22 protein-coding genes are annotated in these 23,710 nt (G+C 33.5%); all 22 read left to right on the top strand.

The features are described 5' to 3' along the window. The first annotated feature begins 30 nt into the window (after positions 1 to 30). The 22 genes from BN990_RS19740 (at position 31) to BN990_RS19635 (ending at position 23,704) form a co-directional block, all read left to right on the top strand. A complete protein-coding gene (locus BN990_RS19740) occupies positions 31 to 2,514 on the top strand; it encodes a hypothetical protein (protein WP_038246620.1) in 2,484 nt (827 codons plus the stop codon). A 14-nt stretch (positions 2,515 to 2,528) separates the two neighbouring features. Further along, positions 2,529 to 6,935: a vWA domain-containing protein gene (locus tag BN990_RS19735; protein ID WP_038246617.1), complete on the top strand. Its 4,407-nt coding sequence runs from the start codon at positions 2,529 to 2,531 to the stop codon at positions 6,933 to 6,935. Further along, the gene (locus BN990_RS19730) at positions 6,935 to 9,067 is read left to right on the top strand and encodes a hypothetical protein (protein ID WP_038246615.1); all 2,133 of its coding nucleotides are present in this window, start codon (positions 6,935 to 6,937) and stop codon (positions 9,065 to 9,067) included. The genes BN990_RS19735 and BN990_RS19730 overlap by 1 nt, the downstream gene beginning before the upstream one ends. 10 nt (positions 9,068 to 9,077) lie before the next feature. Next, a complete protein-coding gene (locus BN990_RS19725) occupies positions 9,078 to 9,965 on the top strand; it encodes a hypothetical protein (protein WP_038246613.1) in 888 nt (295 codons plus the stop codon). Then, the gene (locus BN990_RS19720; RefSeq protein ID WP_038246611.1) at positions 9,946 to 11,187 is read left to right on the top strand and encodes a hypothetical protein; all 1,242 of its coding nucleotides are present in this window, start codon (positions 9,946 to 9,948) and stop codon (positions 11,185 to 11,187) included. The genes BN990_RS19725 and BN990_RS19720 overlap by 20 nt, the downstream gene beginning before the upstream one ends. Positions 11,188 to 11,205: 18 nt before the next feature. Continuing rightward, on the top strand, positions 11,206 to 11,724 hold the full coding sequence (locus tag BN990_RS19715) for a phage holin family protein (protein ID WP_074436711.1): 519 nt from the start codon (positions 11,206 to 11,208) through the stop codon (positions 11,722 to 11,724). 128 nt (positions 11,725 to 11,852) lie between these two features. Continuing rightward, positions 11,853 to 13,043 carry a hypothetical protein gene (locus BN990_RS23020; RefSeq protein WP_074436710.1) on the top strand — a complete coding sequence of 397 codons (1,191 nt, stop codon included), beginning with the start codon at positions 11,853 to 11,855 and terminating at the stop codon, positions 13,041 to 13,043. Between the two features lie 11 nt (positions 13,044 to 13,054). Beyond that, the gene (locus tag BN990_RS19705; RefSeq protein WP_038246608.1) at positions 13,055 to 13,744 is read left to right on the top strand and encodes a hypothetical protein; all 690 of its coding nucleotides are present in this window, start codon (positions 13,055 to 13,057) and stop codon (positions 13,742 to 13,744) included. Further along, positions 13,731 to 14,849 carry a primase C-terminal domain-containing protein gene (locus BN990_RS19700; RefSeq protein WP_232620924.1) on the top strand — a complete coding sequence of 373 codons (1,119 nt, stop codon included), beginning with the start codon at positions 13,731 to 13,733 and terminating at the stop codon, positions 14,847 to 14,849. Before BN990_RS19705 ends, BN990_RS19700 begins: the two co-directional genes overlap by 14 nt. Further along, a complete protein-coding gene (locus tag BN990_RS19695) occupies positions 14,830 to 15,927 on the top strand; it encodes a DnaB-like helicase C-terminal domain-containing protein (RefSeq protein WP_158295260.1) in 1,098 nt (365 codons plus the stop codon). Before BN990_RS19700 ends, BN990_RS19695 begins: the two co-directional genes overlap by 20 nt. A 12-nt stretch (positions 15,928 to 15,939) precedes the next feature. Continuing rightward, positions 15,940 to 16,260: a hypothetical protein gene (locus BN990_RS19690; protein WP_232620923.1), complete on the top strand. Its 321-nt coding sequence runs from the start codon at positions 15,940 to 15,942 to the stop codon at positions 16,258 to 16,260. Positions 16,261 to 16,272: 12 nt separating this feature from the next. Next, positions 16,273 to 16,758: a hypothetical protein gene (locus BN990_RS19685; protein ID WP_038246605.1), complete on the top strand. Its 486-nt coding sequence runs from the start codon at positions 16,273 to 16,275 to the stop codon at positions 16,756 to 16,758. A gap of 12 nt (positions 16,759 to 16,770) precedes the next feature. Beyond that, positions 16,771 to 17,790: a hypothetical protein gene (locus tag BN990_RS19680; protein ID WP_038246602.1), complete on the top strand. Its 1,020-nt coding sequence runs from the start codon at positions 16,771 to 16,773 to the stop codon at positions 17,788 to 17,790. A 60-nt stretch (positions 17,791 to 17,850) separates the two neighbouring features. Continuing rightward, entirely contained in the window at positions 17,851 to 18,204 is a 354-nt protein-coding gene (locus tag BN990_RS19675; RefSeq protein WP_222860457.1) for a hypothetical protein, read from the top strand. Between the two features lie 3 nt (positions 18,205 to 18,207). After that, a complete protein-coding gene (locus tag BN990_RS19670) occupies positions 18,208 to 18,564 on the top strand; it encodes a hypothetical protein (RefSeq protein WP_038246594.1) in 357 nt (118 codons plus the stop codon). Beyond that, on the top strand, positions 18,554 to 18,748 hold the full coding sequence (locus BN990_RS19665; protein ID WP_038246591.1) for a hypothetical protein: 195 nt from the start codon (positions 18,554 to 18,556) through the stop codon (positions 18,746 to 18,748). The genes BN990_RS19670 and BN990_RS19665 overlap by 11 nt, the downstream gene beginning before the upstream one ends. After that, positions 18,749 to 18,952, top strand: a complete 204-nt coding sequence (locus tag BN990_RS19660; protein ID WP_038246588.1) for a hypothetical protein — start codon at positions 18,749 to 18,751, stop codon at positions 18,950 to 18,952. A 15-nt stretch (positions 18,953 to 18,967) separates the two neighbouring features. Continuing rightward, positions 18,968 to 19,432: a hypothetical protein gene (locus BN990_RS19655; protein WP_038246584.1), complete on the top strand. Its 465-nt coding sequence runs from the start codon at positions 18,968 to 18,970 to the stop codon at positions 19,430 to 19,432. A gap of 219 nt (positions 19,433 to 19,651) precedes the next feature. Further along, a complete protein-coding gene (locus BN990_RS19650; RefSeq protein ID WP_038247207.1) occupies positions 19,652 to 19,909 on the top strand; it encodes a holin in 258 nt (85 codons plus the stop codon). Positions 19,910 to 20,047: 138 nt separating this feature from the next. Beyond that, entirely contained in the window at positions 20,048 to 22,252 is a 2,205-nt protein-coding gene (locus BN990_RS19645; RefSeq protein ID WP_051739332.1) for a ribonucleoside-diphosphate reductase subunit alpha, read from the top strand. Further along, entirely contained in the window at positions 22,237 to 22,671 is a 435-nt protein-coding gene (locus BN990_RS19640; RefSeq protein ID WP_038246578.1) for a flavodoxin, read from the top strand. Before BN990_RS19645 ends, BN990_RS19640 begins: the two co-directional genes overlap by 16 nt. Continuing rightward, a complete protein-coding gene (locus BN990_RS19635; protein ID WP_038246564.1) occupies positions 22,664 to 23,704 on the top strand; it encodes a ribonucleotide-diphosphate reductase subunit beta in 1,041 nt (346 codons plus the stop codon). Before BN990_RS19640 ends, BN990_RS19635 begins: the two co-directional genes overlap by 8 nt. Positions 23,705 to 23,710 lie beyond the last annotated feature (6 nt).

The following is a 23,710-nucleotide window of genomic DNA, read 5'->3' as shown; positions in this document are numbered from 1 at the left end:
CTTTACATAAAGAAACGTGAGGTGAACGTAGTGAGTAAATTTTTAAATGACTTTCTAATAACAATGCCCACGTCACAAAGACGGCAATTATTAGTACTACTAGAGAGAAAACAAGCAAACGGTTTGATTCGTTCTGACGATGAATTTAAAAAGGAAATGGAACGCTTAATTAAAGAGTTGGATGAAAGAGACGGAACACCTACATTTGAGGCTATTCAACAGCAAGATCGAACGAATTCAAAAGATTATAATGCAAATCTAGAATCAATTGCTTTTGATTTAGCAACCATATTTGAATCTTCCAATGAAATTGAGAGATTACTAGGAAGTCATCATCAACTTACAAAATCATCTTTATCAGAGATAAGGAAAAAGATCACTGATATGCGAACGAATGTAAAGCAATATCAGCTAATGTTAACACAGGACAAAGACGTAACTGAAAGCATTCATGAAGAGTTTCATTCTCCAAAATGGACAGAAAGTAAGCAAGACCTCCTTTCTGTTTTTAGAAAAGATCGATTCGGAGAAACAAGGTCGTCAATATATGATGCAGAGAATGTCGGCAATTCAATTCAGTTGGCAGGCATTCAATCATTAGATCAATTAAAAACAAATTATGGTAGAAAATTAGCGGATATAAAAATAAGAAATCGAATCGGATTGCAATCAGAAGAAACGAAATATCCCATTGGCAATGCGATAGACGGATCTGCCAATACATTCTGGGCAGAGTCAGTACTAGTAGAAGATATCATTACGCAGGATATTGAAGATATTTGGAGTCATGATTATCATGATTACCCTAAAGATGGTGCATTATGTGAGCTTGAGATAATGCTGAATGGTATTTCAACTGTTTCAGAAGTTCGGTTTGATCCCTTTGCTTCTTATCCATTAGAGGTGGTTAGCATACATGGCTATGAAAATAAGAATAGGACTGGCCAAATGTATGAATTGATATCACCTAATCATCCTACACTTCACCAGAGAAGTCAAAAATCAGTGGATCGAATGGTCTTTCAGTTTCCTTCAGTTGAAATATCAATGATTCGTATATTGGTTAGGCAAGAAAATTATACAAAAGAGAACTATATGATTGATGAAGACGAACTTAATGAAACGAAGCTATGGGATAGTTTAGCATCAAATGAAGATTTAATTAAGGATTATGCAGAAGAAGGAGAGACTATAGCTTCATTTGATAGAAAAAATGAGGTAAGTGGCTGGAATGTATATCTGGATAAGCTAAAAGAATGGGCCGAAATATTTAGGCAGGATAATTTGTTAGATGCAGCGAAAAAGGCATTAGAAATTGTTCGTATAGGAGATTATAAAAATCCTTTATTACTAGCTTTATATGCATTAGACAAAACTGGCGAGAAACGCTCAGTAACAGACGAGAGAAGCCCTGATTTGGACAAAAAATGGAAGCCGATTAATAAAGTGTCTTATGTATATGGAGCCTATGACATAAGTGTATTTGGTAGGAAATATCATAGACAATCTATTTATATAAGTGAGCCGCTTCCTATATCAAGCAATACCGGTAAGCTTGCTTTATCAACTGATGAGAAACACCATTATGTTTCTGTTGCACCAGATGAAGTTGATCCGAAGACAGACAAGCCAATTATAAATAGTTCAAAAATAACTGATATCGAATATTATGTTACAGATAAAAGAAACCCTATCCCTGCTGATTGGAAAGCTATACTGCCGTCTAACCATGCATATGTAGAAGGTGAATTATTATTTGGAGATGACAATATTGAACCGTGTTCAGAGTTAATGCAAGGCACTACAGTTAATTTCAGTTTCCGTTTTCCTTTTATTTCAAAGGATACAATTGTAATTAAACGTAATGGAGTGCCAATGGATCAAAGCATGTATATCCTATGCGATAGCTCCATGAAGGTAGGAATTAAAAATGGTTATTATTCTCCAACGAGTGTTTATACTGTAGATTATAAGCCACATGAATCAGCTTACCTAGTAGACTTTCTAAAAGATGCAGAGTTAACGCCAACCCAGTTTTTAAATGATAAAGGAGAGACTGGTGAATACTTTGATAAGGTTGATCAACATAATGATATAACACTGACAAATATACCTTATTTGCATAGAGACTTTCTATATAACTACAATAACAATACTGGTAAGTACACTGATAATAAAGAAGTATTAAATGCCAATAGCTTTACTTATCCGTTAATAGTCAGGGTTCAAGGAGAAGAATATAAAAATATCACTGATTATACAATCAACAGCTATGATAGTCAGAGATTAAATGAAAATAACGGTAAAGCATATGCTCATATCAATAATCAAATTATATTCGGTCATCCAAGTGATGGAACTCAGTTAAAAAATATAACTGTTGACTATTACTATATTTCAACAAGTATAAGGCTGAAAGCGATTTTGCGTAGAAATCATGCAGGATATGAAAGTGTTACCCCGGCACTATTCAACTACACGATAAAGCACAGTTCATTTGATCAGAATCGATAGAATAGAGGGAGAGTATGGATCAAGTTAATAACGAGTCAAAATTATTATATTTACAATCAAGATACCAATTTGAAAAAGCAATGGAAAAATTCAATTCAGGACAAATAAATACGGAACCACAATTGGTTCAAACGGTATTTCAATCTTTTCAAGATTTTTTCACACAAATGGGGTCTCCGAATCTTATTCCTAGATACGCTTATGAAGATGGGCCTCCTTGGAGTGAAGATTATAACGAGATGATGAAAGAAATAAAAGCCGATTTAGAGACATTATTTCAAGAAGTTGATATTTTAGGAAGAAGCCTCTACTCAGACTTCAACCATAACGTAATGCAGCAAGATATCATTAATAAAGAATATGAAAAAGTATACGATAAACTAAAAGATTTGGAAATGTATGCAGGTTATGGGAATAACGGTATGATCCGCTTTGGAAGAGATGATTTTCTAAATGGATTTAAAATAGATTATGACCGAATTTCAGGAATTCCATTAGAAATCTCTACTACTGGTGTGTCTTTACCAGTGAAAGGCGATGCAAATAATGTAGCTGAAAATGCAAAGATTACAATTGTTCCTGGAAATCAAAAGCACAATGATTTTATCTTAGGATCTGATTCCAATGGGTTTCCTGGGAACAATAATGAAGTTACCATGGTATCCGATGATTATCTTACTGGTACAAGTGGATATGAGTTTGTAGGAAAAAACGATAATCATGGAAACTATGCTGCCGCTTTAGATGGAGATGCAAATACATGGTTTGAATATGAACGAATTAACCTGCGAGATCATGAAAAACGAAAAATAACACAGAACCTTGGTTGGGAGTATGTTGTAAGTGGCAATAAACGATTAACATTTGCTGAAGATCCTGATGATGGAGTACTTCGTTTGCATTTACAAATTGTATTAGAGGAAGAAGAGATTATTAATCAAATTAATTTACAAATGTATACACCTCCTAATTATGGATCACAAGCTGCAATAGTAAAAAATATTTTAGTATCTAATGACACAATGGCACCTGTTTCTGTTCTGAATAAGAAAAAGCAAGATACGGATTACTCCTTTCGTTTTGATCCAATAAAAGCAAAAGTAATATCTGTGTTATTTGAACAAAAGCATAAATACTACACCGATATTGGACATATCTTTTATGAAAAGAAAATGAATATCAGTAATAGTAATGACTATGTTTTTGAGACAATCCAACATAAAGATAAAGCTGAATACGCTCCAAGAATTGAAGGACCATTAATCAATTTAGAGAGTCTTGGGATTCAAATTGATGTGAGTGAAACAGAAACAACTGCTTTTTATCCGATGAAAAAATCAGAAAGTAAGGGATATGAGCTTGAAAAAATAACTAATGATCTTATGTCTATTGCAGATGATAGTACAGTCGATTCAGGAATTGAAAGACTGGAAGGTTGGAGATATTGCATAGGCATTCGTGATATAGAAATATTATCTTGTGAATATGAAGAAAAGGGCGAACTAGTTACAAAACCTTATTACTTTGATAAACCAATTGAACGAATTTCAGTATCTGCTAACGAAACAATTGGTGATCTATTATCAGAAAATAGTCTAATTAAATATAATTGGATTACGTACTTTGTGTCTATTGATGATGGGAAACAGTGGCATCCAATTACACCAATTGAACATGAAAGTCTAGAAAACAACCCACCTAAACTATACACAATACAACAAGTAGGATTGGAAGAAGAAGCAGTCGAAGGACATGAAGGTTATATAGAAACAACTAATCAAATATTCTCTCTTAGGTTAAAAATTATAATTGAACGACCTACTGATGAAGAAGATAACATGACAACGATGAGTAATATCAATTATACTGCCAGTGATATAAAGACAAGTTATAATAGTTCAACAGTCCAAGGGTTTCGCTTTCAAGTTGAAACAAAGCCAACAGAAGAAGATATTGAAGCAGGTGTGTATGAGAAAGAATATATTGAAGGAGATTACGAAACATTGCCTCCTCAGAAACCCAAACCTCCTATTATTCCAGATGAAGAGGATGATAACGAAGAGAATGAAGATAATGATCTAGGGATACCTCCTGGAGGAGGATATGATCCTGAAGATGACTATGAGCCAGTCACTTTATTAATTGAAAATGAGCCAGATACTATTTGTTTAGATAAATCTATTTATATAAGCGGAGTTGCATCTAGTTCCAATCCTATTACCGGTATAGAACTATGGATCAATGGTACGTTTATTGATATTGCAACAATTGAAAGCAATGAGGATATAAGCTTTCATTCTTTGGCAAATGTAGCCACCAGTAATCAGCGAATATTTAATTGGGTTATTCCTTATTCAAGAATTATTGAGCTAGGATTAGCAATAGGAGATATTGTTACGTTTCAAATCATAGCAGAAGATGAAAAATCAAGAGATACAGAAATGTTTTCTGCAACAATTGAGGAATGCGAAGAAGATGAGACAATCTCTTGTTATGAACTCTTGTCAGTTATAGTGCATTATTACAATGAGTATCATAATGAAGTACAGGAAATAGAGTTGGCTAAAGATATTTTACCTTATGAATTTGATAATGGAGAAGGAACTTTAGTAACAGTCGGATGGAATACTGAAATGTCAGGTCCTACAGTAATGATATCTAATGGTTATCACGATGGAAATCGGGCTTTTGTTTTACATTCAGTTGGAATACGTTATTTAAATAAAAGCAATGAGCAGCAAGTACAGTGGTCTTCTAAAATCACACAACAAACAGATGGAGTATTTAATAGTCATTTAATGATAGGCTCACCAGATGACAAGCCAACAGAATGGATAAATGATATCGCTAATGGTGATTATATCTCTGCTCCTACTCTCAACCGCATCAATGATTGGCTAACTTTTAGTATTAATTCTGGATGGGAAGAAAATAGTTGTCCTATTGATTTGGATTATCATCCATTACTGGATATAAAGCCAAATGATCCTATCATAGATCCTGATCAGGAACACATTCATGAGTGTATAGAAATCAGGAAAATTTTTATTCAGTACTATAACCAAGTTACGAAGACATTTGAAATAAAACAGGTGGAACTCGATCGACCTAACTATTTGTTTAAAATAGGCGACATAAATATAGAAGCAATTATAGGTTGGTATCAAGAACATCATGGAGTTGCTATTGGCGTTATTAACGAAACAAGTGAGTCATTATATGTTAGCGCTATTGGAATACTCATAAGAGATAGATATGACACGGTAAGAACAGAATGGTCGACCAAAATAGTAATTGAGACAAATTACACAACGAATAGCTCTCAATTAATTGGTTATAAAAAAGCTGAACATATAGTAGATTGGCTTCAATCAGACGGACTTCCAAATGGTTTTGCTCCTTCTCTAGATAGTAGCAAAGCAGCTATAGTGGTCGAGTTTTCTCGAGATATTATGAACCAACTATGTACGGTATCAAACACAATTGATGATCATGAGAATGCACCATTCTTTGACATCATTTCTCCTATAATTAATTTAAATGAAGTCCCGAACCCTTTTTATTACCAAGATCTAATCGATAACAACTTGCCATTGGTAGGAAGCGTGTCAGATGAAACAGCCTTAGGAAACTGGGTGATTCGAAGTTTAAGTACCGAATTTACCGAAGAAGCAACCAATAGGGAAAAAGAATTGATCATCGATCATCGTCTACCAATTCAAGTGCCAGATCCAGTCGAATATGAGGAAGAGATTAGTAACAAAGTAGATATGATATTTGTTATAGATACCTCTGGAAGCATGGAAGATAACATCACAAATGTAAAAAACAATATGGATCTCTTTTTAAGTAATTTACAAAATAGAGGGCTAGATGTTCATATTGGATTTATAGGAAGTGCTTTCAATGAAAAACAGCAAAGAGGTAATATGACGTCAGCTGATACTTTTTCAATTCAAGATTTAGTAATCAATGGTGGAGGTTGGGAGAACTTAGCATTTCGTCAAATTACTGATGAAATTTATGGAGCCGCATCATTATATGACCAACTGAGAGATGATGCACAAAAACATATTATTATGGTAACTGATACCAATATTACTGAGAACATAACACAAGGTTTAAAAGATGACATGTTACAACGAAAAATTCATGTAAGTGTTATTTGGGAGAAAGAAATTGACAGTGAGCCAGATTATATAACCTTAATAAATGATACAGAAGGGATTTCTTTAGATATAACAAATGCAGCTTTTCATGAAGAATTACAAGATTTAGCTGACAAAATTATTTCTATCATTTCTTATATCCCTGATAGCTCACAAGTCATTCAGATACAAGCCAATGATGAAGCTGGGAATATAACAACACAAGAATTAACTGTACACTTCACAGACTTATATAATAAAGGAGAAGTATAATGGGTATCGGTAGAATACAGATGAATAGGGCAATCGAAAAGATAATTAAACACTACATGTTTCATGGAAGGTATCCATCATTCCAAACGATTACACATCACCTAAGTGGGTGGCTCCGGAGTAATACTCTAGGAGCCCCATCTTTCCGACCAATTCTTGCTAGAAGAAAAGAAGCATCTAATCATCGAGCGTACAATGAAAATATAAATGCTATTTATACCGATTTATCGGATGCCTATGAAACAACAATCAATCAAACAAAGCAATCTATGGCAGACTTCGAGTACGTACAAACTGAAAGAGAAAAATTGAAATATGATCTTTCACTACTTGATAGGGATATTAGCAGATTACTAATGATAGAATCGAACACTGATCATAAGTACTTTGATGGTGAAATTATTAGCTTTGAAAGTGCTGAACATATTGATCAGGCGAACAGCTCTGTAAGTTTAGACTTAAAGAAAAGAAAAGCATCCTTAAAAGATATGAATCACCTTTCATCAAAAGTAAAGGTAGATCCATCTAAAGCACAATTTGATACTTTAATGGCAAATAGTAGGACAGCTGCTTTAGAGAGCTTAAGCAGGGCGTTTGATAACAATAAAAATACCAGTTGGTGGGAAGTTGTCAAAACGAAAACTCCCGGTTCAATTGATGGCGAAGATAAAAAGGGAATGCGAGCTGAATTAACGGTTTTATTTGAGAAACAAAAAACTATAAATGAAATACGTTATCTAGCACATCATGGAAAGCCCGTTTATACAAAAGTAGAATACACCACAAACGGAAGTTCTTTTCACCCTCTTCCAGGTAAGCAAAACTACAGAGAGGTTACTGACTTAGAGGTATGGGAATTCTCACCAATAAATGCCACAGGAGTGAAGTTTATATATGAGAAGAAAGAGCATGATGATCGGTCTGCCGGACAATATCAATTCTACTTTGGAGCAAAGGATATCTCGTTCTTTCAAAAAGCATATGAAACTGAAGGAGAGCTTTTTACTAAACCAATTCAATTTTCAGGCCCTGTTCGTATGGTTAGTATAGAAGCAGAGCATGATGCACCTCCAAGTACTTCTATTGATTATGAAATCGCAGCATATGATCCAAACAAACAAGTAAATGATTTATCATGGCACCCAATTAGTTCAATGGACGAAAATAACCCTCAATACAGTCAACTTATTGAATTTAATACAAAACACTTAAGAACGGCCCATATCAAAAAAGGAGAAGAAACAAGAGAAGTTATAAATGGGATGAAAGTGTTTCGATTAATTAAAGATAATGGCGATCCAATCATCTCAGAAATATTAGAAAATGCAGGAACCAGAGAAGACAAAGAAACATTTGAAACCATTCAGAATGCTCAGTTATTCCGAGGAATTAATCAATGGAAAAGGGAAAAAACATATTCACCTTTTACTGGCCAAATACCTTTAAATTATCACTGGTCTAATTTAATAAAACAAAATCCAGAGAATATAGACATTGATTTCCTGCCAATTAGTAATACATTACGGCTTAAAGGAAATGAATCTGGTAAGTCTGATAATCTTTATCGTTTTACAACATGTGTATATATGGAAGAAGCTGTTACTTCCCCTATGAGCTTAGCCTTGTTGCAAACTCTTCCTACTGGTATTCGCAAACGTTTAGGCACCTATTCTGTTTATGTTAACCAGAGCAGACAAAAGACGGTTCATGATGAAATTACAATGAATTTAAAAAGAGGTTGGAACGAAATAGTTATTTTATATCATTGGGGTGACATGCAAGAAAGAAAAGATTTACGGGATGATTACTTACCATCTGAAACCTATTTAGGTAAATTTAACTTCCATAATCAAACAAAAATACGAGCAGAGCTGAATCCAATGACTTACTTGGATACACATCAACTGTTTTATAATTTATCCCCTAACAATAGAGAACACTTTACTATTTACGAGCGGCAAGTTGTATTAAATTATCTGCCAAAAGACTGTTTATTTCAATTTAAATATGAAGCGGGTATTTCTGATGAATCACTCTCAAATGAGCTATTACTTAAAGCTAAATTGAAAAGAGAAGATAGTAATATAAGTGTGACACCTACTATTCATGAAATAAAATTACGTGCAAGATAGGATGAGATAAATGATACAAAGTATAGACAAAGGTCTAATTGGAAAAGAATTAACTCTCTCTATAACAGATCTAGAAAATATAGATGCCTTTGAATGGAATTTTGATCAGGTTGCCTTATTAGAAAAACAACAAGGAAGGCTTAGTTTAACAATTGAGCCTTTGTTGTCAGGTTTCTATACAATTAAGTACTCTGCTACCACATCTGATGGTGAAAATCATCAGTATGTTAAAGATATAGAAATTTTTTCTGATTTATCACTAATAGAAGATAAAATTGAAGAGGAAAAAGAAGCAGAGGATATTTTAGATCCGTATCAGGAAGTTGTAATCGAGAAGAGCAAAGCAAATACTTACAAGCTCCCACATCACGTTAAACGAAATGCACGATATCGTGGTACGAGAGAATCAGAAAAAGTATTAAATAGTAATTACGAACAATTATATGATATTCGGCAAATTCATGATGATATCTCAAAGAATACTTCTATATTAGATAAAACTATTAACATGTGGTTTAAAGGGAGAAAAGCGGAAAACGTAAATAAAAGAGAAATAGCAGAAGAAAAGGTATATCAGGCGACTATAGAGAAGGTTAAATACTTGCTTAACAGTTCGGAGCATATAAGCGGATTCACAAATATTGTGGTAAAATTAGATAATGAAATTATAGATGAATCATTTTATTCTATTGAAGGGCATTACTTATTATTTGACATTAGAGAATTAAATCTTGGTAAGGATACTGGAACTTTATATGTATCATATAGTGCCACGGAAGTTACCATTAATGATGACAGCATTGGGCTAGAGAAAATACATCAAAAGTTGGCTAATCTTCATTATAAAACCAATGAGGCAGAAAGGAAGTGTACAGATTATGAGAATGCCTATAAGTAAGCCAGGAAATGCAAGATTTAGAGGACCAACCTCTTCCAGCGATTATAATCAATCAGAAGACGATAAGTATCTAGATCTTGTTGAGCTATATAAAAGTACCTATCAAAATAATCAGTTCTTAGAAGAATCTTACATCACTATATTATCCGAGAATGTTGCCATGCAGAATTATATAGAATTGCTGGAAGATAAAGTTAGTGAAATCAATGAACGTTTAAAGATATTAGATAATAGCAATAACTATTACAATGGGAATTTTTTTAAGACTGGTTTTATAAATGAGATGACTACGACTTATCCATCTGAAGATCAGGACAGTAACGTATCAGATGCAAGAGGAGAAATAGATATAAATAACCGATTCGCATGCATACCAGTTACAAGTCATATCCCAAAGACACATGTCTTTGACAAGGATAATAAGGTAGTAGTACCAGACTCTCTAAATGTAACTGTAACTAGGAACAGCGATGAAGGGCAAGTAGAAGACAACGATATTTATAATGCTTTCAATGGGAATAATCATTCATATTGGAGAAGAATGGTGACCTACGACGCCTTATATGCTCCTGATAAGGAAGTAGCTTATATTGAGGTAGAAATTCCAACAAATTTGGTAAATAACTTAAATATAAATACAATACAAATTCATCCTCATCCAGAGAGAGGCATCGAGATTTCTAATGTAGAGGTTCACTATAATGATTCGTGGGAACAAATAGAAGGGTTTAAGCAAAATGAAATAGCTACTTCACCTAAACTTTCCCCTAAAACGAAATGGTATTTCCCAAAGAAGCTTGTCCAAAAGATTCGTATTACACTTACACAAAATACACCATTACAAATTGGAGATAAAAAGGTATTCGTACTAGGGGCACAGGAAATAGGAGTGTCGCTAACTTCATTTGAATCCAAAGGTGGTTTTGTTTTGACACCGATTGATATGAGCGAAGTAGGCATGTATTCCATACAAGATGTAGAACACTTTATTATTAATGATAAAGCTTTAACATACAGAAGTGATCTAAAACAATTAGAAGGAAATGTACTTGAGTTTGAAGTTCTCAAAGAGCAAAATAATGTATTAATTCCATTATCTGAAGAAGAATGGTCTAATAATATAAATAAAAAGTTATGGATTAAAACCAATTTATTTATTGATCCAAACAATGGAGTTGCACCTTGTTTACATGCTGTTCGACTTCATTACACCAAAGTTTAATATAAGGAGGTTATTTAAGTGCTTCGTTTTTCATTTGATCGTATATTTACAATACCCACTATTCAACCAGAAACAGGATTATTTGCTTCTCTAGGTCTTATGCTAAGTCCATTTATTAATTACTTCTATGGAGACGGGAGAGGTCATGTGATAGCTGGATTATGTATTATAATATTAATGGATTGGATTGCAGGTATCGTTGCATCTATAAAGGATGGAACTTATACTTCAGAATATGGCATCGAAGGAATTTTTCGTACTATAGTCATATTGTTAATTCCAGCTGCATCAAACTTTTTGGATACTATGTTTAACACTCCTGGATTTTTATTCTACGGAGTGAGCTTTGGTCTGATGTATCATGTGCTCCAGAGTTTTACTGCAAACTCAGTAAGAGCGAAGTGGGATAGATGGATACCAAATTGGGTAATTGACTTTGTGGCTTCTGAAATTAAAGCAAAGACTATCCGAGCTAATAATAGAAAATCAGTAATTGATGTTGGGGAAGAACCAGAAAAAGCTAAAAAAGAGCAGTAAACAAGCAATAATAAAAGAAAATTAAAAAAATTATAGAATGTAGTTGCCATAACATCATCTATTTGGTAATATAAATGTAATGCATTACAAATTATGTTTTTCAAACTAAAAAACAGGAGAGATGATGTATGGAAGAACTAAATAATTTCGTACCAAAAAGCTTTGATGAAATTGATCTAGTAAAAAATAAACTTAAACAATATAAAGAAGAATGGTTAGAAACAAAGCCTGGTAAAGGTGGAGGAAAACCATATATGGGTCATAATACAATGCGTCAAATCCTTGATAATGCAGTTAAAGGAATTACATATTGGGATTTTGGGATTTTAGACCGCTGGAAAGAAGAAGTACATTCGTTTAATAAGAATACAAACCAATGGTATTTTGATGGATTTGTTTATCATGTTCGAGGCTACATGTATATACCTGGAGTAGGTAGAAGAGAGCAATTCGGATCTAAAGTTGGGGTTGGAGGAAAAGATAATCAAGATTCTGCTTATAAAGCAGCTACATCAAACTGTTTTACTAAATGTGCTTCATTATTTGGAGTAGGAGAAGAAATTTATTCTAAAATCAAGGTACAAGAAGAAAATCAGACAGACCAACCTCAGTCTAATAACGTATACGATATGAATCAGCAGCAATGGGGAAATGGACAACAACAAAATTTTAATAATAATCCTCAACAACAATGGGGTAATCAACAGCAATTTAACCAGCAACAAGGAATGTATCAACAACAACAGCAACCATTCCCAAATCAACAGATGCAGAATCAACAACCATATCAAAATAATGGAAATTTTAATCAAGGTCAGCAACCTATAGTAAATAATAATTCTTCGGTGAATCAGGGGCCGGCTGTTGTTGACCAGCAAAATACTGTTCAGCAGGACATTTTAGAAGTAGATCGTATGATGTACAATAATCAAACAGTAGAAACACCTTTCGATAATGTTCCAGAACAAAATACTCAACAAGCAACTCCTAACGCTTATGAAGCAGAAAAGCAACCTCAAGCTACTGCGAATCAAAATGAAGCAGCAAAGATAGAATATGGAGCACCTGCAGATGATTCAAAAGCAAACGAGACTACCACACAACAATCAAAAGCAGGAACAGAACAGTGGCAAACTGAACTCGCAATGAAAGAATTACAAAACTTTGCGGAACATAAAGTTCGTCTGAACGTTAAAAATGATGATGAAATGATAGCTTATTTACGTGATTATTTTAAAGATGAAAAAGCTAATTTCGATTATTTAACACCCGAAAATATAAAGGAATTTAATAAGTATCTTAACAATGTATCGGCGTAAGGGGGATAAATATGGATAATGTACAAGATCTGGCATGTTATTTTGTAGTAAACATAACAAATAAAACACTTCAACATGGAAAACGCATAGAATCAGCTTGTACAGCTATAGAAAAGCTATTAGTGAAAGGGTGGACTGTAGATCTTATCAAATTAGAACTAGATGCATTTAAACGGTCATATCCATCAGTTCTAAATAATATTTATCATATAGAGGAAATCATGAATGAGAAAGTACCTCCTCACAACCTTATAGAGCCTGATGTGTTCTATTATCATAACCGGCTACGGGAAACCGCCCCTCCTAGCCGGTTGAGATTTAACAAAGAAACTAGAGAGTATGAATGTCACACAGAAGCTTTCTTTCTTGAAATGAAAAAGCTCTTTACATTAGAAGACCTATTAGCTTACTGGTATGAATCTAATAAACAAAATTATAACGAAAATACAATGAAGCAGGACAAGGGAAGGTTTAAGCACTTATTAGGATTTTATGATATAGATGAAATATTATTTATGATTGATATTGCACAAGAAAAAAGACAAGAAATGAAATTACGGGCATTGACTAACGCTTTTCATATCGAAAAATACATTGACGACGCAAGAGATGCAATAAAAGCAAAGCGTAATATTCATCAAATGCAAGGAATTAATCATGTAATACCAAGAAAGGTCGCTAATGGTTATGAGCAATACTGAAAATGAGAATGTATTTGTTGAATGTGGAGCCGATTTAAATCACGATAAATATAAATTTAGAAGAAAACAATTTATGTGGCCAAATCAAGCTGAATTGTTTAGAAAGCACTATAATAACTTTGGTGTATATCAAACTGTAATGCATTACATTAACCCGATATGGATTACAGATGATAAAAACAGAATGATAATTAACGCTTCTGATTCATTGAAATTTGGTGACTTTTACTTGGACTTTGATTATGTAATTGCTAGTGAAGAAGATTACTTAAAGATAAAAGAAGATGTAGCTAAAGCAGTGCGTTATCTAACCATTATTTTATCCATTGATATTTCTCAAATTCAGTTTTTCTTTTCAGGGAACAAAGGAATACACTTAACTGTTGATGCAGGTGTGATGGGGTTAGAACCACATCAAGCGCTTAATCAGATATACAAAGAAATTGCTAATGATGTTGAAAGATACTGTAAGCACGAAACCATTGATACTAGAGTTTATGATGATAAACGAATGTTTCGGATGGTAAACAGCATTAATAAGAAAAGTGGCTTATATAAAATACCTATTACTTATGATGAATTCAAGAACTGCAACTTTGCAGATATTGTTGAGTTAGCCAGACAACCTAGAGAATTAAAAAAGCCTGATGTCATCTTCTCTTCAAAAGCAAAAAAGGCATTTGAGAAGTATATTGAGATCTGGACAGAGCGAGTTAATAGCATTAAAACCTATGAAGGTAAAATTCGAAAGCTAAAGGTTGAGCCACCTTGCATAAAACGAATGAGAGAAAAGCTATTTAAAGAAACGATAGATGAGCGTAATAATAGTGCGGCAGCATTAACTAGTTTTTATTTTCAACAGGGCATGCAAAGAGAAGAAGCAATGCATCGTATGATTTTGTGGGGACAAGAAAACTGCCAGCCACCATTACGTAAAAATGAAATTGAAACAACGGTAAACTCCGTTTATAACAGTCAATACAGATATGGTTGTGAGACGTTTAAAAAGCTAAGCGGTGTTTGCGAAAAAGAAATATGTCCTCTATTTAATAAGGAATATAATGTTGCTAATCAGGAGGGCGAAGATGATGAATCAACCGAGTAACTTTCAGCAAATGATGCAGCAAATGGAAAACAATATTGCTGATGAATCAAATGCATTTGCGGTCGATACAACTAATCAACATAGAATACATTTAACAAATCCAGAAGCTTTGTTACATTACACTCCATCAGCTCGTGAGACGGCAATGTTAAATCGGATTAAAAGGGTAGATGATTATTCCTGGAGTAGAGGGAAAAATGGCGGATTAGACACTGGATTTACTGAATTTAATGAGGCAATTGATGGAGGAATACAAAGTGGTTTCATATTGTTCGGTGCTAATCCTAACGTAGGTAAATCAGCATTTATGCTTCAGCTAATGAAAAATATATCAGAACGTAATGAAAATGTTTATTGTGAATATCATTCTAAAGATGATAGTGTATATGAACTCATGCCACGGTGGATTGCTTGTGACCAAAGAATAACTATCGGACAAGCTAAATCACCAGAACGTTATCAGGATAATACAGATGCTATGGAAAGAAGAAATGAAGGTCTAAAAAACCTATATAGAAATGCAAGGCGTTTCAACTTAATGGATTCAGAAGAAATTCCTGAAACGATTGAAGATCTAGAAAATCACATTAAAGACTTGAAAATGGAGCTCCCTGAAAACACTAAAATAGTAATAGGAATAGATAGCTTTTATGATCTACGCACTACTGAAAATTTTGGTTCTAACCATCAAAAGGAAATTGGCCATATCGCAAAAACAATCAAACAGTATGCTCAGACATATGATATTACCTTTATGTGCACTGCTCATTTGAGAAAGACTGGAACTAAAAGACCAATTAATGATGATTTAAAAGAGAACAATGTAATCGAATACGAAGCAAATCTTTTATGTCTTTTATATAACGAAGTCGGTATTAAAGAACAAGCAGCTGACATTTATTGGGAAAGTGAAGATGAAGAATTAAAAATGCCAGTTCTTGAGATGAGGTTTAGTAAAAATAAATATAGCGACTTTAAACGAACACTTTTTTATCATTTTGTGCCATCTCAATCTTATTTTATGGAAACTGACAAAGAGGCGACGAACAGATATGCTTCTTTAGTTTATCAAAACTAGGGGGAATAGATAATGATTAACATGATTTCCAATGATTTTTACGCTGATTTAATTCAAGAATTGAAACACAAAAAAGAAAAAGTAGCCTTTATCTTAGAGCATTTTCCTGATTCAAGAAATAATGATAATATCTTATGCTCTCTTTATTGGAAGCTAGTTGATAAGGCAAAAACTGTAGATGATATTATGCATGCTACAAGTCCGGAAGTAATACGACGTGCTCGACAAAAGATACAGAATGATTATCACTTATATATGCCAACTGATGAGAAGGTATTAAAGAAACGTAGAATAAGTGCAGAGATAGTAGAAAGATACATTCACACTGTATAAGGGGGATGTCCTATGGCGGGGGAGAAGAGCCATCTAACTCAATTTATTGAAGATATGATGCAACAAAAATTTAGACTAGATGCTTCAAAAAGCGAATACATTGAAATGTTGAATAACATAAAAGAGAGAATTATTGATCAAAGCGATTTTATTAATCGTATAGACGAAGAAAGCGTTAATGCGTTTCAGAAACAACTAGAAGCAGATAAAGAACATCAGGTTTTGATTGAAAATATCATTGATCAAAAAGAGGAAATCTTAGATATGATCTACAATGATATTTACTATCACCTTATTGAACTTTCTAATTTAGAAATTGAAAGTTCTGGTTTTATAACTCACATTATTACATGTGATGAAGGTACAAGTTTTAACAAGGATACAAAGGTTATTACTTTTAAAGACGAAGGGTACGCAGAAATACCAATCGCTACTACATTAAGAAAATGGACAGATGCTTCTCAAGTTCGAATTTTACCTGTAGTAAGGGAAGGATAAGGAGGTATATGATTGATCTTCTCATATTATTATGATAATGAAAAAACGCATCGGCTTAATTGTGGATTTCTAGTAATATCTATAAACGTTAACACAAATGGCACAGTAGAAACTGGTTTTAATGCTTTTATTGAAGAAGTAATTGATGGTGAAATAGTAAAAAAGGAAACACAGAATCGTTTCTTTAACTTTCCAAACAACAATGAAACTGGAAATAACCATGATATTGATTTTTTAAGAAAACGTTTTGCAGATGAAAATAAATGGCTTTTCGAAATAAGAAATAATAAAAATACCTCTCAAAATACGATTATCGGTTTGATTTCCAATACTGCATTAAATAATCCTATTGGATTAGAAATCTTACATGATAGCGATTTATATAATAGCGAAGTACGGGCGAGTAACTTATCAGCTATTGATAATAATCAATCAGCTCCAGTTATTAAACAAACAATGGTAAATGCTAACTTTTCATCAATAGGATATCCAAATGGTTTTAATTCTGTAACAGCTACTTACAATAAAGAAATGCAGTACATGAACATTAAAGAGTTCTCCCAAAAAACTTATGAAGACATACCATATGAAACGCCTTTTGTTATTGAAATGAATCTTGCTCCCGAAACATTTAATTTAAAGTATGAAGGAAGCCCTTTTTTATCCTTAAATGTACAGAATGTAGGAAGAGTTAATTTATATCAAGACAAATTATCCTTTTTGCGATCTGGACATCAGGAACAAGATGTAATAGAAGCTAATTATGATGATGAGAAACAACCAAGTGACTTCTTTGATAATGGCTTTAAGACAGATTCTAAACTGGTTCTGGAGGCAGATGGAAGGGATAGTATTAGTATTCGATACGCTGGTAAAAAGCTTATTGGTATGTATAATTCAAATGTTACCGTGTCTGAAATAGAGGTAGCTGGAGGAGTATCAAGGCAAGCTATTGAAGAAAAAGATGAAACGAATCCTAATTATTTTATTTCAAATAAACTAGACAATTTAACCGTTTTCTACACCAAATGATAGGCATTACAAATATATATTAAGGAAGTGTTGTGAATGTTAGTAGGACCGACTTTAACGTTGGAAAAATTAGAAAATCATATGGAAGCTCAAAAGGTAGCAAATAACAAGGATATTAATGATTTAACAAAAGAACTTATTGTGCTTAGTGATGAATACCAAGCAACTAGAAAATACATCACTGATGAAGAAGGTGAGAAAATAATTAATCCAGACTTTGTTAAAACGAAAGCAAGCTACGATGAGAAAGAGAATCTACTAGAAGAACGAAGAAACTCGAATGCTTTTATAAATGCTAAGCTAGAAGAGTTGGCAGTGATTGAAGAAAACTCAGGAGGCAAAATTGATAAAAGTAAAGAGAAAATTACATTAACATTAAACGATTGCTTATTACTTGGTGTTAAGGAGAAGTAGGTTATGAATGAAACAGAACGCAGGATCTTACGGGAGCAATATTTAAAAAATCGTGTTACTAGAGTTGATGCAAAAGTAAATAACAAAGATGTACTTGGTAAAGAAGATATGTTAAATCGTCCTAGGCACCAAACAAATTGTCCTAGTTTTAGGGAATGTCCAATAGATTATAAGTGCTTAAATTACAATCCTACTTATTTGGAGTGCCGTAATTGTACATTACACGAGGCAGATGGGATTTGTCATAAGAAAGATATTCATAATGATCGAGTATTTGAAATGATGATAACACGACCAAGGTTGGATCTTGATGCTGAAAATGAGAAAAGGATGCAGAGGGAGAAAAAAGATGAACTTTGAACAGATTATGATGCAACAAGTACAAAGTAATGTTGATGCCCCTGTTAATTGCAGGTATTGCGGTGACGATGTAAAAAAACCAAGAATAAATTCACCTCAAGATTGGAAAAAAAATCTAAATTGGGAAATTAAATATCATTGTCACACCGATTGTCACCAAAAACATTTATGGGAGAGAAAATAAATGGTACAAGACCAGGTAAATAGAGTTATCATTTCTAAAAACATTGATGAAAAACCAGCAAAGATATATGAAGAGTTAGCAGAAACATTTGATGCATTAGCGTCATTTGCTAGAAAGCAAAGCGAATCCAATAAAGATGATTTACAAAAGTTTGGTATTAATAACAGAAAATTAGGAAGTAATTTTATCGTTGATTTTAAATAAAGGGGATATAAGAAAATGCACAAATTATTTGAAACTGAAATTAATAAAATGGAATCTCTAGATATTAAGACATTTGCAGAGAATGCAATGGTGGCAGCACCTGCGAGCTTTAAAGAAGATGAAGATCTAATCAATTACACTCGGAAAGTGTTTGTAGTGGCAGAAGAGTTACTCGAAAACAATAAAATTGATGGAAATCTGAAAGATATTATTCTAACAGGCGTCTTACTATCAGATATCGCCTATAACGAAGATGAGAAATATAGATCTATTCATCCATTTTTAGTAAGACCTCTCTTAAATGATGTTAAGAACGACCTTGTTCCAAACGTTTATGAGGCTATTTTAAAGATTGTAGAAAGACATGAAGGAGTAAATACACCAATCGCTCAACTCCATCCTCAAGCAGGAAGTTTGGAACATCTAGTTGCTATAGCTAACGTAATTGTTCGATCTAAAAATATTCAAATAAACGTTTAATTAAGAGGATGGATGTGGAGTGAAAGCTGGAGATTCGTTTCAATATAAACTTCATTCAAGAAAGTTTAAAGGCAAGGTGACTCATGATGATATAGAAAATGGTTATGTAACTATTTATGAAAAAGATCACAGCAAGCTATACATTCCTATTAAACTTCTAACCACACTCAATACCTCACTCGAAAGGAGGTGATAGAAATGGAAGGACAACAAGAAGTAATGAACACTGTCTTAATCTTCGCTACTGTTTTAGCTCCAATTTTGGCAGCTGTAATGGAAGCAATTAAAAAGACAGTTAAACTGCCTAATAATTTCATTCCATTAATAAGCTTAGGCCTTGGTATTGTGCTTGGTTTAGCTGCTTACCCATTCACGGATTTAGATCTAACACTCCGAGCTTGGGCAGGTGGATTTGCTGGACTTGCTGGAACTGGTTTGTTTGAACTAGTGAAGAAGCGTGAAGGCAGCACAAAATAATTTAAACTTTTAAAGGCCCTCTACATTTAGTATTTGGGCCTTTTTATTTTGTCAAGATATTGATTTAAAATAATATTTAAACTACAATAGAAAACACACATTATGTAATGCATTACATTATAGACGGAGGAATTATTCATGAAAGCAGAAGTTTTGCAGGATCACAATATTAAAAGTATTATACACGACGCAGAAAAAGGGCTCTCCATTAACACTTCTGAATACCTTGAAAAAGTAGTGAAAAGTGCAGGTCAACCTATCGACAAAGTATTTGACACATTAATTAAGTCAGCTCTTGAGAGAGTAGATGAAACTTCACCAGATTGGACATATCTAGCAAGTAGAATTTATCTTAGACACCTTTATCACAAAGCCTCAGAACATCGGAGTGAGAACTTTTATGAACTAATCCAAATACTCACAGATAAGAAAATCTATCATACTAATTTACTTAAAAAATACAATAAAACTGAAATTGACCAATTAAGTTTAGAAATAGATACTAAAAGGGATTTGTTGTTTGATTATTTAGGACTTTATAGTTTAGCAACTCGTTACTTAGCAACAGACCATGATAAGAACGTATATGAATTACCTCAGGAGCGTTGGATGATTATTGCTATGTGGTTGATGCAAGATGAAGATAAAGATGCACGCTTAGATTATGTAAAAGAAGCCTACTGGGCATTAAGCAATCTTTATATGACAGTTGCAACCCCAACATTAAACAATGCAGGCAAAACACATGGACAATTATCTAGTTGCTTTATTGACACGGTAGATGATAGCTTACAGTCAATTTATGATAGCAATACAGACATCGCTAAGCTTTCTAAGAATGGTGGAGGCATTGGAGTATATATGGGCAAGATTCGAAGCAGAGGAAGTTCTATTAAAGGATTTAAGGGTATGTCTAGTGGAGTAGTTCCTTGGATTAAACAGCTAAATAATACTGCAGTTAACGTAGACCAGCTGGGAACTCGTAAAGGAGCAATTGCAATTTACTTAGACATTTGGCACGCAGATATAGAATCCTTCTTAGATTTAAAGCTTAACAACGGAGACGAACGCATGAGAGCCCATGATATATTTACGGGAGTAACTCTACCGGATTTATTTATGGAGCAAGTAGAAAACAGAGGTGACTGGTTTCTATTTGATCCTCATGAAGTACGCCAAGTAATGGGGTACTCATTAGAAGATTTCTATGATGAAGAAAAAAGCAACGGATCATGGCGTGAGAAATATAAGGAATGTGTGCAATCTGATCTCCTAACAAAGAAAAAAGTTCCTGCTATTGATTTAATGAAACGAATTATGAAATCACAATTAGAGTCTGGAACACCGTTTATGTTCTATCGTGATGAAGTAAATCGGATGAATACAAATAGTCATGAAGGAATGATCTATTGTTCTAACTTGTGCACAGAAATAACACAGAATCAATCTCCATCTGAATTTATAGAAGAATTATTAGAAGAAGAAAATACCATCATTAAGAAATACCAATCAGGAGACTATGTTGTATGTAATTTAAGTTCCATTAATCTTGGTAAGGCGGTTCCCGATGACGTACTAGAACGATTGATAAAGATTCAAGTTCGTATGTTAGACAATGTAGTTGATATTAATACGCTACCTATCTTGCAAGCTCAACTAACTAATAAGAAGTATAGAGCTATTGGCCTTGGTACATTTGGCTGGCATCATTTATTAGCCAAGAAAAATATTAAGTGGGAGTCTGATGAGGCAGTAGACTATGCAGACGAATTGTATGAAATCATTTCTTATCTAACGATTAAAGCATCGATGGAGCTATCCAAAGAAAAAGGGGCCTACCCATTATACAATGGATCTGATTGGCAAACTGGAGATTACTTTAGAAAGCACGGCTATGATTCTAATAAGTGGGTAGAACTTTCTAAAGATGTAATATCTAATGGTATGAGAAATGCCTATCTAATGGCTGTAGCGCCTAATTCAACTACAGCAATGATTGCAGGGTCTACTGCAAGTATCGATCCTATATTTAAACCATTTTATCATGAAGAAAAGAAGGACTTTAAAATTCCAAAAACTGCTCCAGAACTAGATCATAAAACATATGATGTGTATCGAAAGTCAGCCTATATTGTGGATCAAAGATGGTCAGTAAAGCAAAATGCTGCAAGACAAAAACACATTGATCAAAGTTTATCTTTTAATTTCTATGTGCCACATACGATTAAAGCATCATTATTGTTAGATCTTCATCTTCAAGCTTGGAAAGAGGGTTTAAAAACAACTTACTATGTACGATCAACATCAAGTGATGTAGAGGAATGTGAATGGTGTCAGAGTTAAAAATCTTAGTTGCCTATTTAAGCTACAGTGGAAATACAAAAGAAGTTGCTGAGGTGATTGAAACTCAATTATACAGTGTTGGAGCTTGTGTCGAGATGCATCAAATCGGCATATCTCCACCTGTAAATGCTAAAATATATGACTTTATATTTATAGGAACCTTCACATGGGAAAAGGGATCAACTCCTGATGAGGTTAAAGACTTCATACTCGAAGTTGGATACAAACCAAATAATGTAGCTATTTTTGGCACCGGAGACACTCAATTTGGAGGAGATGATCTATTTTGTAATGCAGTTGATAAATTAGCAAAGTTTTATAATAGTGATTATCCTGGTTTGAAAATTGAACAATCCCCAAGAGGACTGCAAGAAAATCAAGTAACAGAATGGGTAAAAGGAGTATTGATAAATGAATAGTTATATAAATAAAGCAAAAACATTAGAACCATTGAATCCGAATAAGTCTACGGGGATTTTCGGTGGAAGATCAAGTGGCATTTTAAACTGGAATGATATTGCTTATCCGCATTGGCATAAGATGTATAAGCGTTTAGTAGGAAACTATTGGCAAGCAGATGAGATCAATATGCATAGTGATACAAAAGAATTTCCTTTTCTATCTAATGAAGAGCGAGAGGCTTACTTAAAAATAATCGGTTTATTATCAACATTAGATGGGCCACAAACTAGGACAGCACTACTTCTTTCATTGTATGCCACTGATCCATCGGTACAATCTATTATGGCAGTCATTGCTCAACAGGAAGCCGTTCATAATGAAAGTTATTCTTATGTTTTATCTTCAGTTGTTTCCTTAGATGAACAAAATGAATCTTTTCAATTAGGGAGAAAGGATCCAATATTACTTAAAAGAAATGAAGAGTTAATTAATCAATATAATCAGTTTGTAGAGGAAGCAACAATCGAAAACATCTTAAAAACTTTGGTTTATACATCTTTATTAGAAGGATTGTTTTTCTATTCAGGTTTTGCTTTCTTTTACAATTTAGCTCGTAACAATAAGATGGTAGGAACTTCTACGATGATAAGTTATATTAACCGTGATGAACTAGAGCATGGACGATTTATCTCTGAACTATTCCGTGCTACTTTAGATGAAAATCCAGATTTAAACACAAAAGAGCTTGTTACATGGGTATATGAGCACTTTCAAAAATCCGTTGATCTAGAAATTGAATGGTCCAAATATGTGTTAGGTGACGTTGAAGGCATCGACCTTGAAGAAATGGAAGGATATATAAAATATCGTGCAAACAAAATGCTGCGTATGATGGGATTGAATGATATTTATCCAGATAACATCGAAAATCCAATGAAGTGGATACGTGCTTATGTAGATAATGTAGATGGAACGAAAACTGATTTCTTCGAACAACGATCTCGACAATATACAAAGACAAGTGACCTTAATGGGTTTGATGACCTGTAAAATATA

Source organism: Virgibacillus salexigens (assembly GCF_000723585.1).
Lineage (GTDB): Bacteria > Bacillota > Bacilli > Bacillales > Amphibacillaceae > Virgibacillus > Virgibacillus salexigens.
Note: the sequence above shows the minus strand (reverse complement) of the source record. Positions and strands in the feature narration are given on the sequence as shown.

Excerpts from the sequence above, each read along its gene's own strand:
- BN990_RS19650 (WP_038247207.1), top strand. The coding sequence starts at position 19,652 with ATGAACACTGTCTTAATCTTCGCTACTGTTTTAGCTCCAATTTTGGCA.
- BN990_RS19695 (WP_158295260.1), top strand. The coding sequence starts at position 14,830 with ATGATGAATCAACCGAGTAACTTTCAGCAAATGATGCAGCAAATGGAA.
- BN990_RS19730 (WP_038246615.1), top strand. The coding sequence starts at position 6,935 with ATGGGTATCGGTAGAATACAGATGAATAGGGCAATCGAAAAGATAATT.
- BN990_RS19645 (WP_051739332.1), top strand. The coding sequence starts at position 20,048 with ATGAAAGCAGAAGTTTTGCAGGATCACAATATTAAAAGTATTATACAC.
- BN990_RS19720 (WP_038246611.1), top strand. The coding sequence starts at position 9,946 with ATGAGAATGCCTATAAGTAAGCCAGGAAATGCAAGATTTAGAGGACCA.
- BN990_RS19660 (WP_038246588.1), top strand. The coding sequence starts at position 18,749 with ATGGTACAAGACCAGGTAAATAGAGTTATCATTTCTAAAAACATTGAT.
- BN990_RS19665 (WP_038246591.1), top strand. The coding sequence starts at position 18,554 with ATGAACTTTGAACAGATTATGATGCAACAAGTACAAAGTAATGTTGAT.
- BN990_RS19685 (WP_038246605.1), top strand. The coding sequence starts at position 16,273 with ATGGCGGGGGAGAAGAGCCATCTAACTCAATTTATTGAAGATATGATG.
- BN990_RS19670 (WP_038246594.1), top strand. The coding sequence starts at position 18,208 with ATGAATGAAACAGAACGCAGGATCTTACGGGAGCAATATTTAAAAAAT.
- BN990_RS19735 (WP_038246617.1), top strand. The coding sequence starts at position 2,529 with ATGGATCAAGTTAATAACGAGTCAAAATTATTATATTTACAATCAAGA.
- BN990_RS19640 (WP_038246578.1), top strand. The coding sequence starts at position 22,237 with ATGGTGTCAGAGTTAAAAATCTTAGTTGCCTATTTAAGCTACAGTGGA.
- BN990_RS19700 (WP_232620924.1), top strand. The coding sequence starts at position 13,731 with ATGAGCAATACTGAAAATGAGAATGTATTTGTTGAATGTGGAGCCGAT.
- BN990_RS19725 (WP_038246613.1), top strand. The coding sequence starts at position 9,078 with ATGATACAAAGTATAGACAAAGGTCTAATTGGAAAAGAATTAACTCTC.
- BN990_RS19705 (WP_038246608.1), top strand. The coding sequence starts at position 13,055 with ATGGATAATGTACAAGATCTGGCATGTTATTTTGTAGTAAACATAACA.
- BN990_RS19655 (WP_038246584.1), top strand. The coding sequence starts at position 18,968 with ATGCACAAATTATTTGAAACTGAAATTAATAAAATGGAATCTCTAGAT.
- BN990_RS19635 (WP_038246564.1), top strand. The coding sequence starts at position 22,664 with ATGAATAGTTATATAAATAAAGCAAAAACATTAGAACCATTGAATCCG.
- BN990_RS19690 (WP_232620923.1), top strand. The coding sequence starts at position 15,940 with ATGATTAACATGATTTCCAATGATTTTTACGCTGATTTAATTCAAGAA.
- BN990_RS23020 (WP_074436710.1), top strand. The coding sequence starts at position 11,853 with ATGGAAGAACTAAATAATTTCGTACCAAAAAGCTTTGATGAAATTGAT.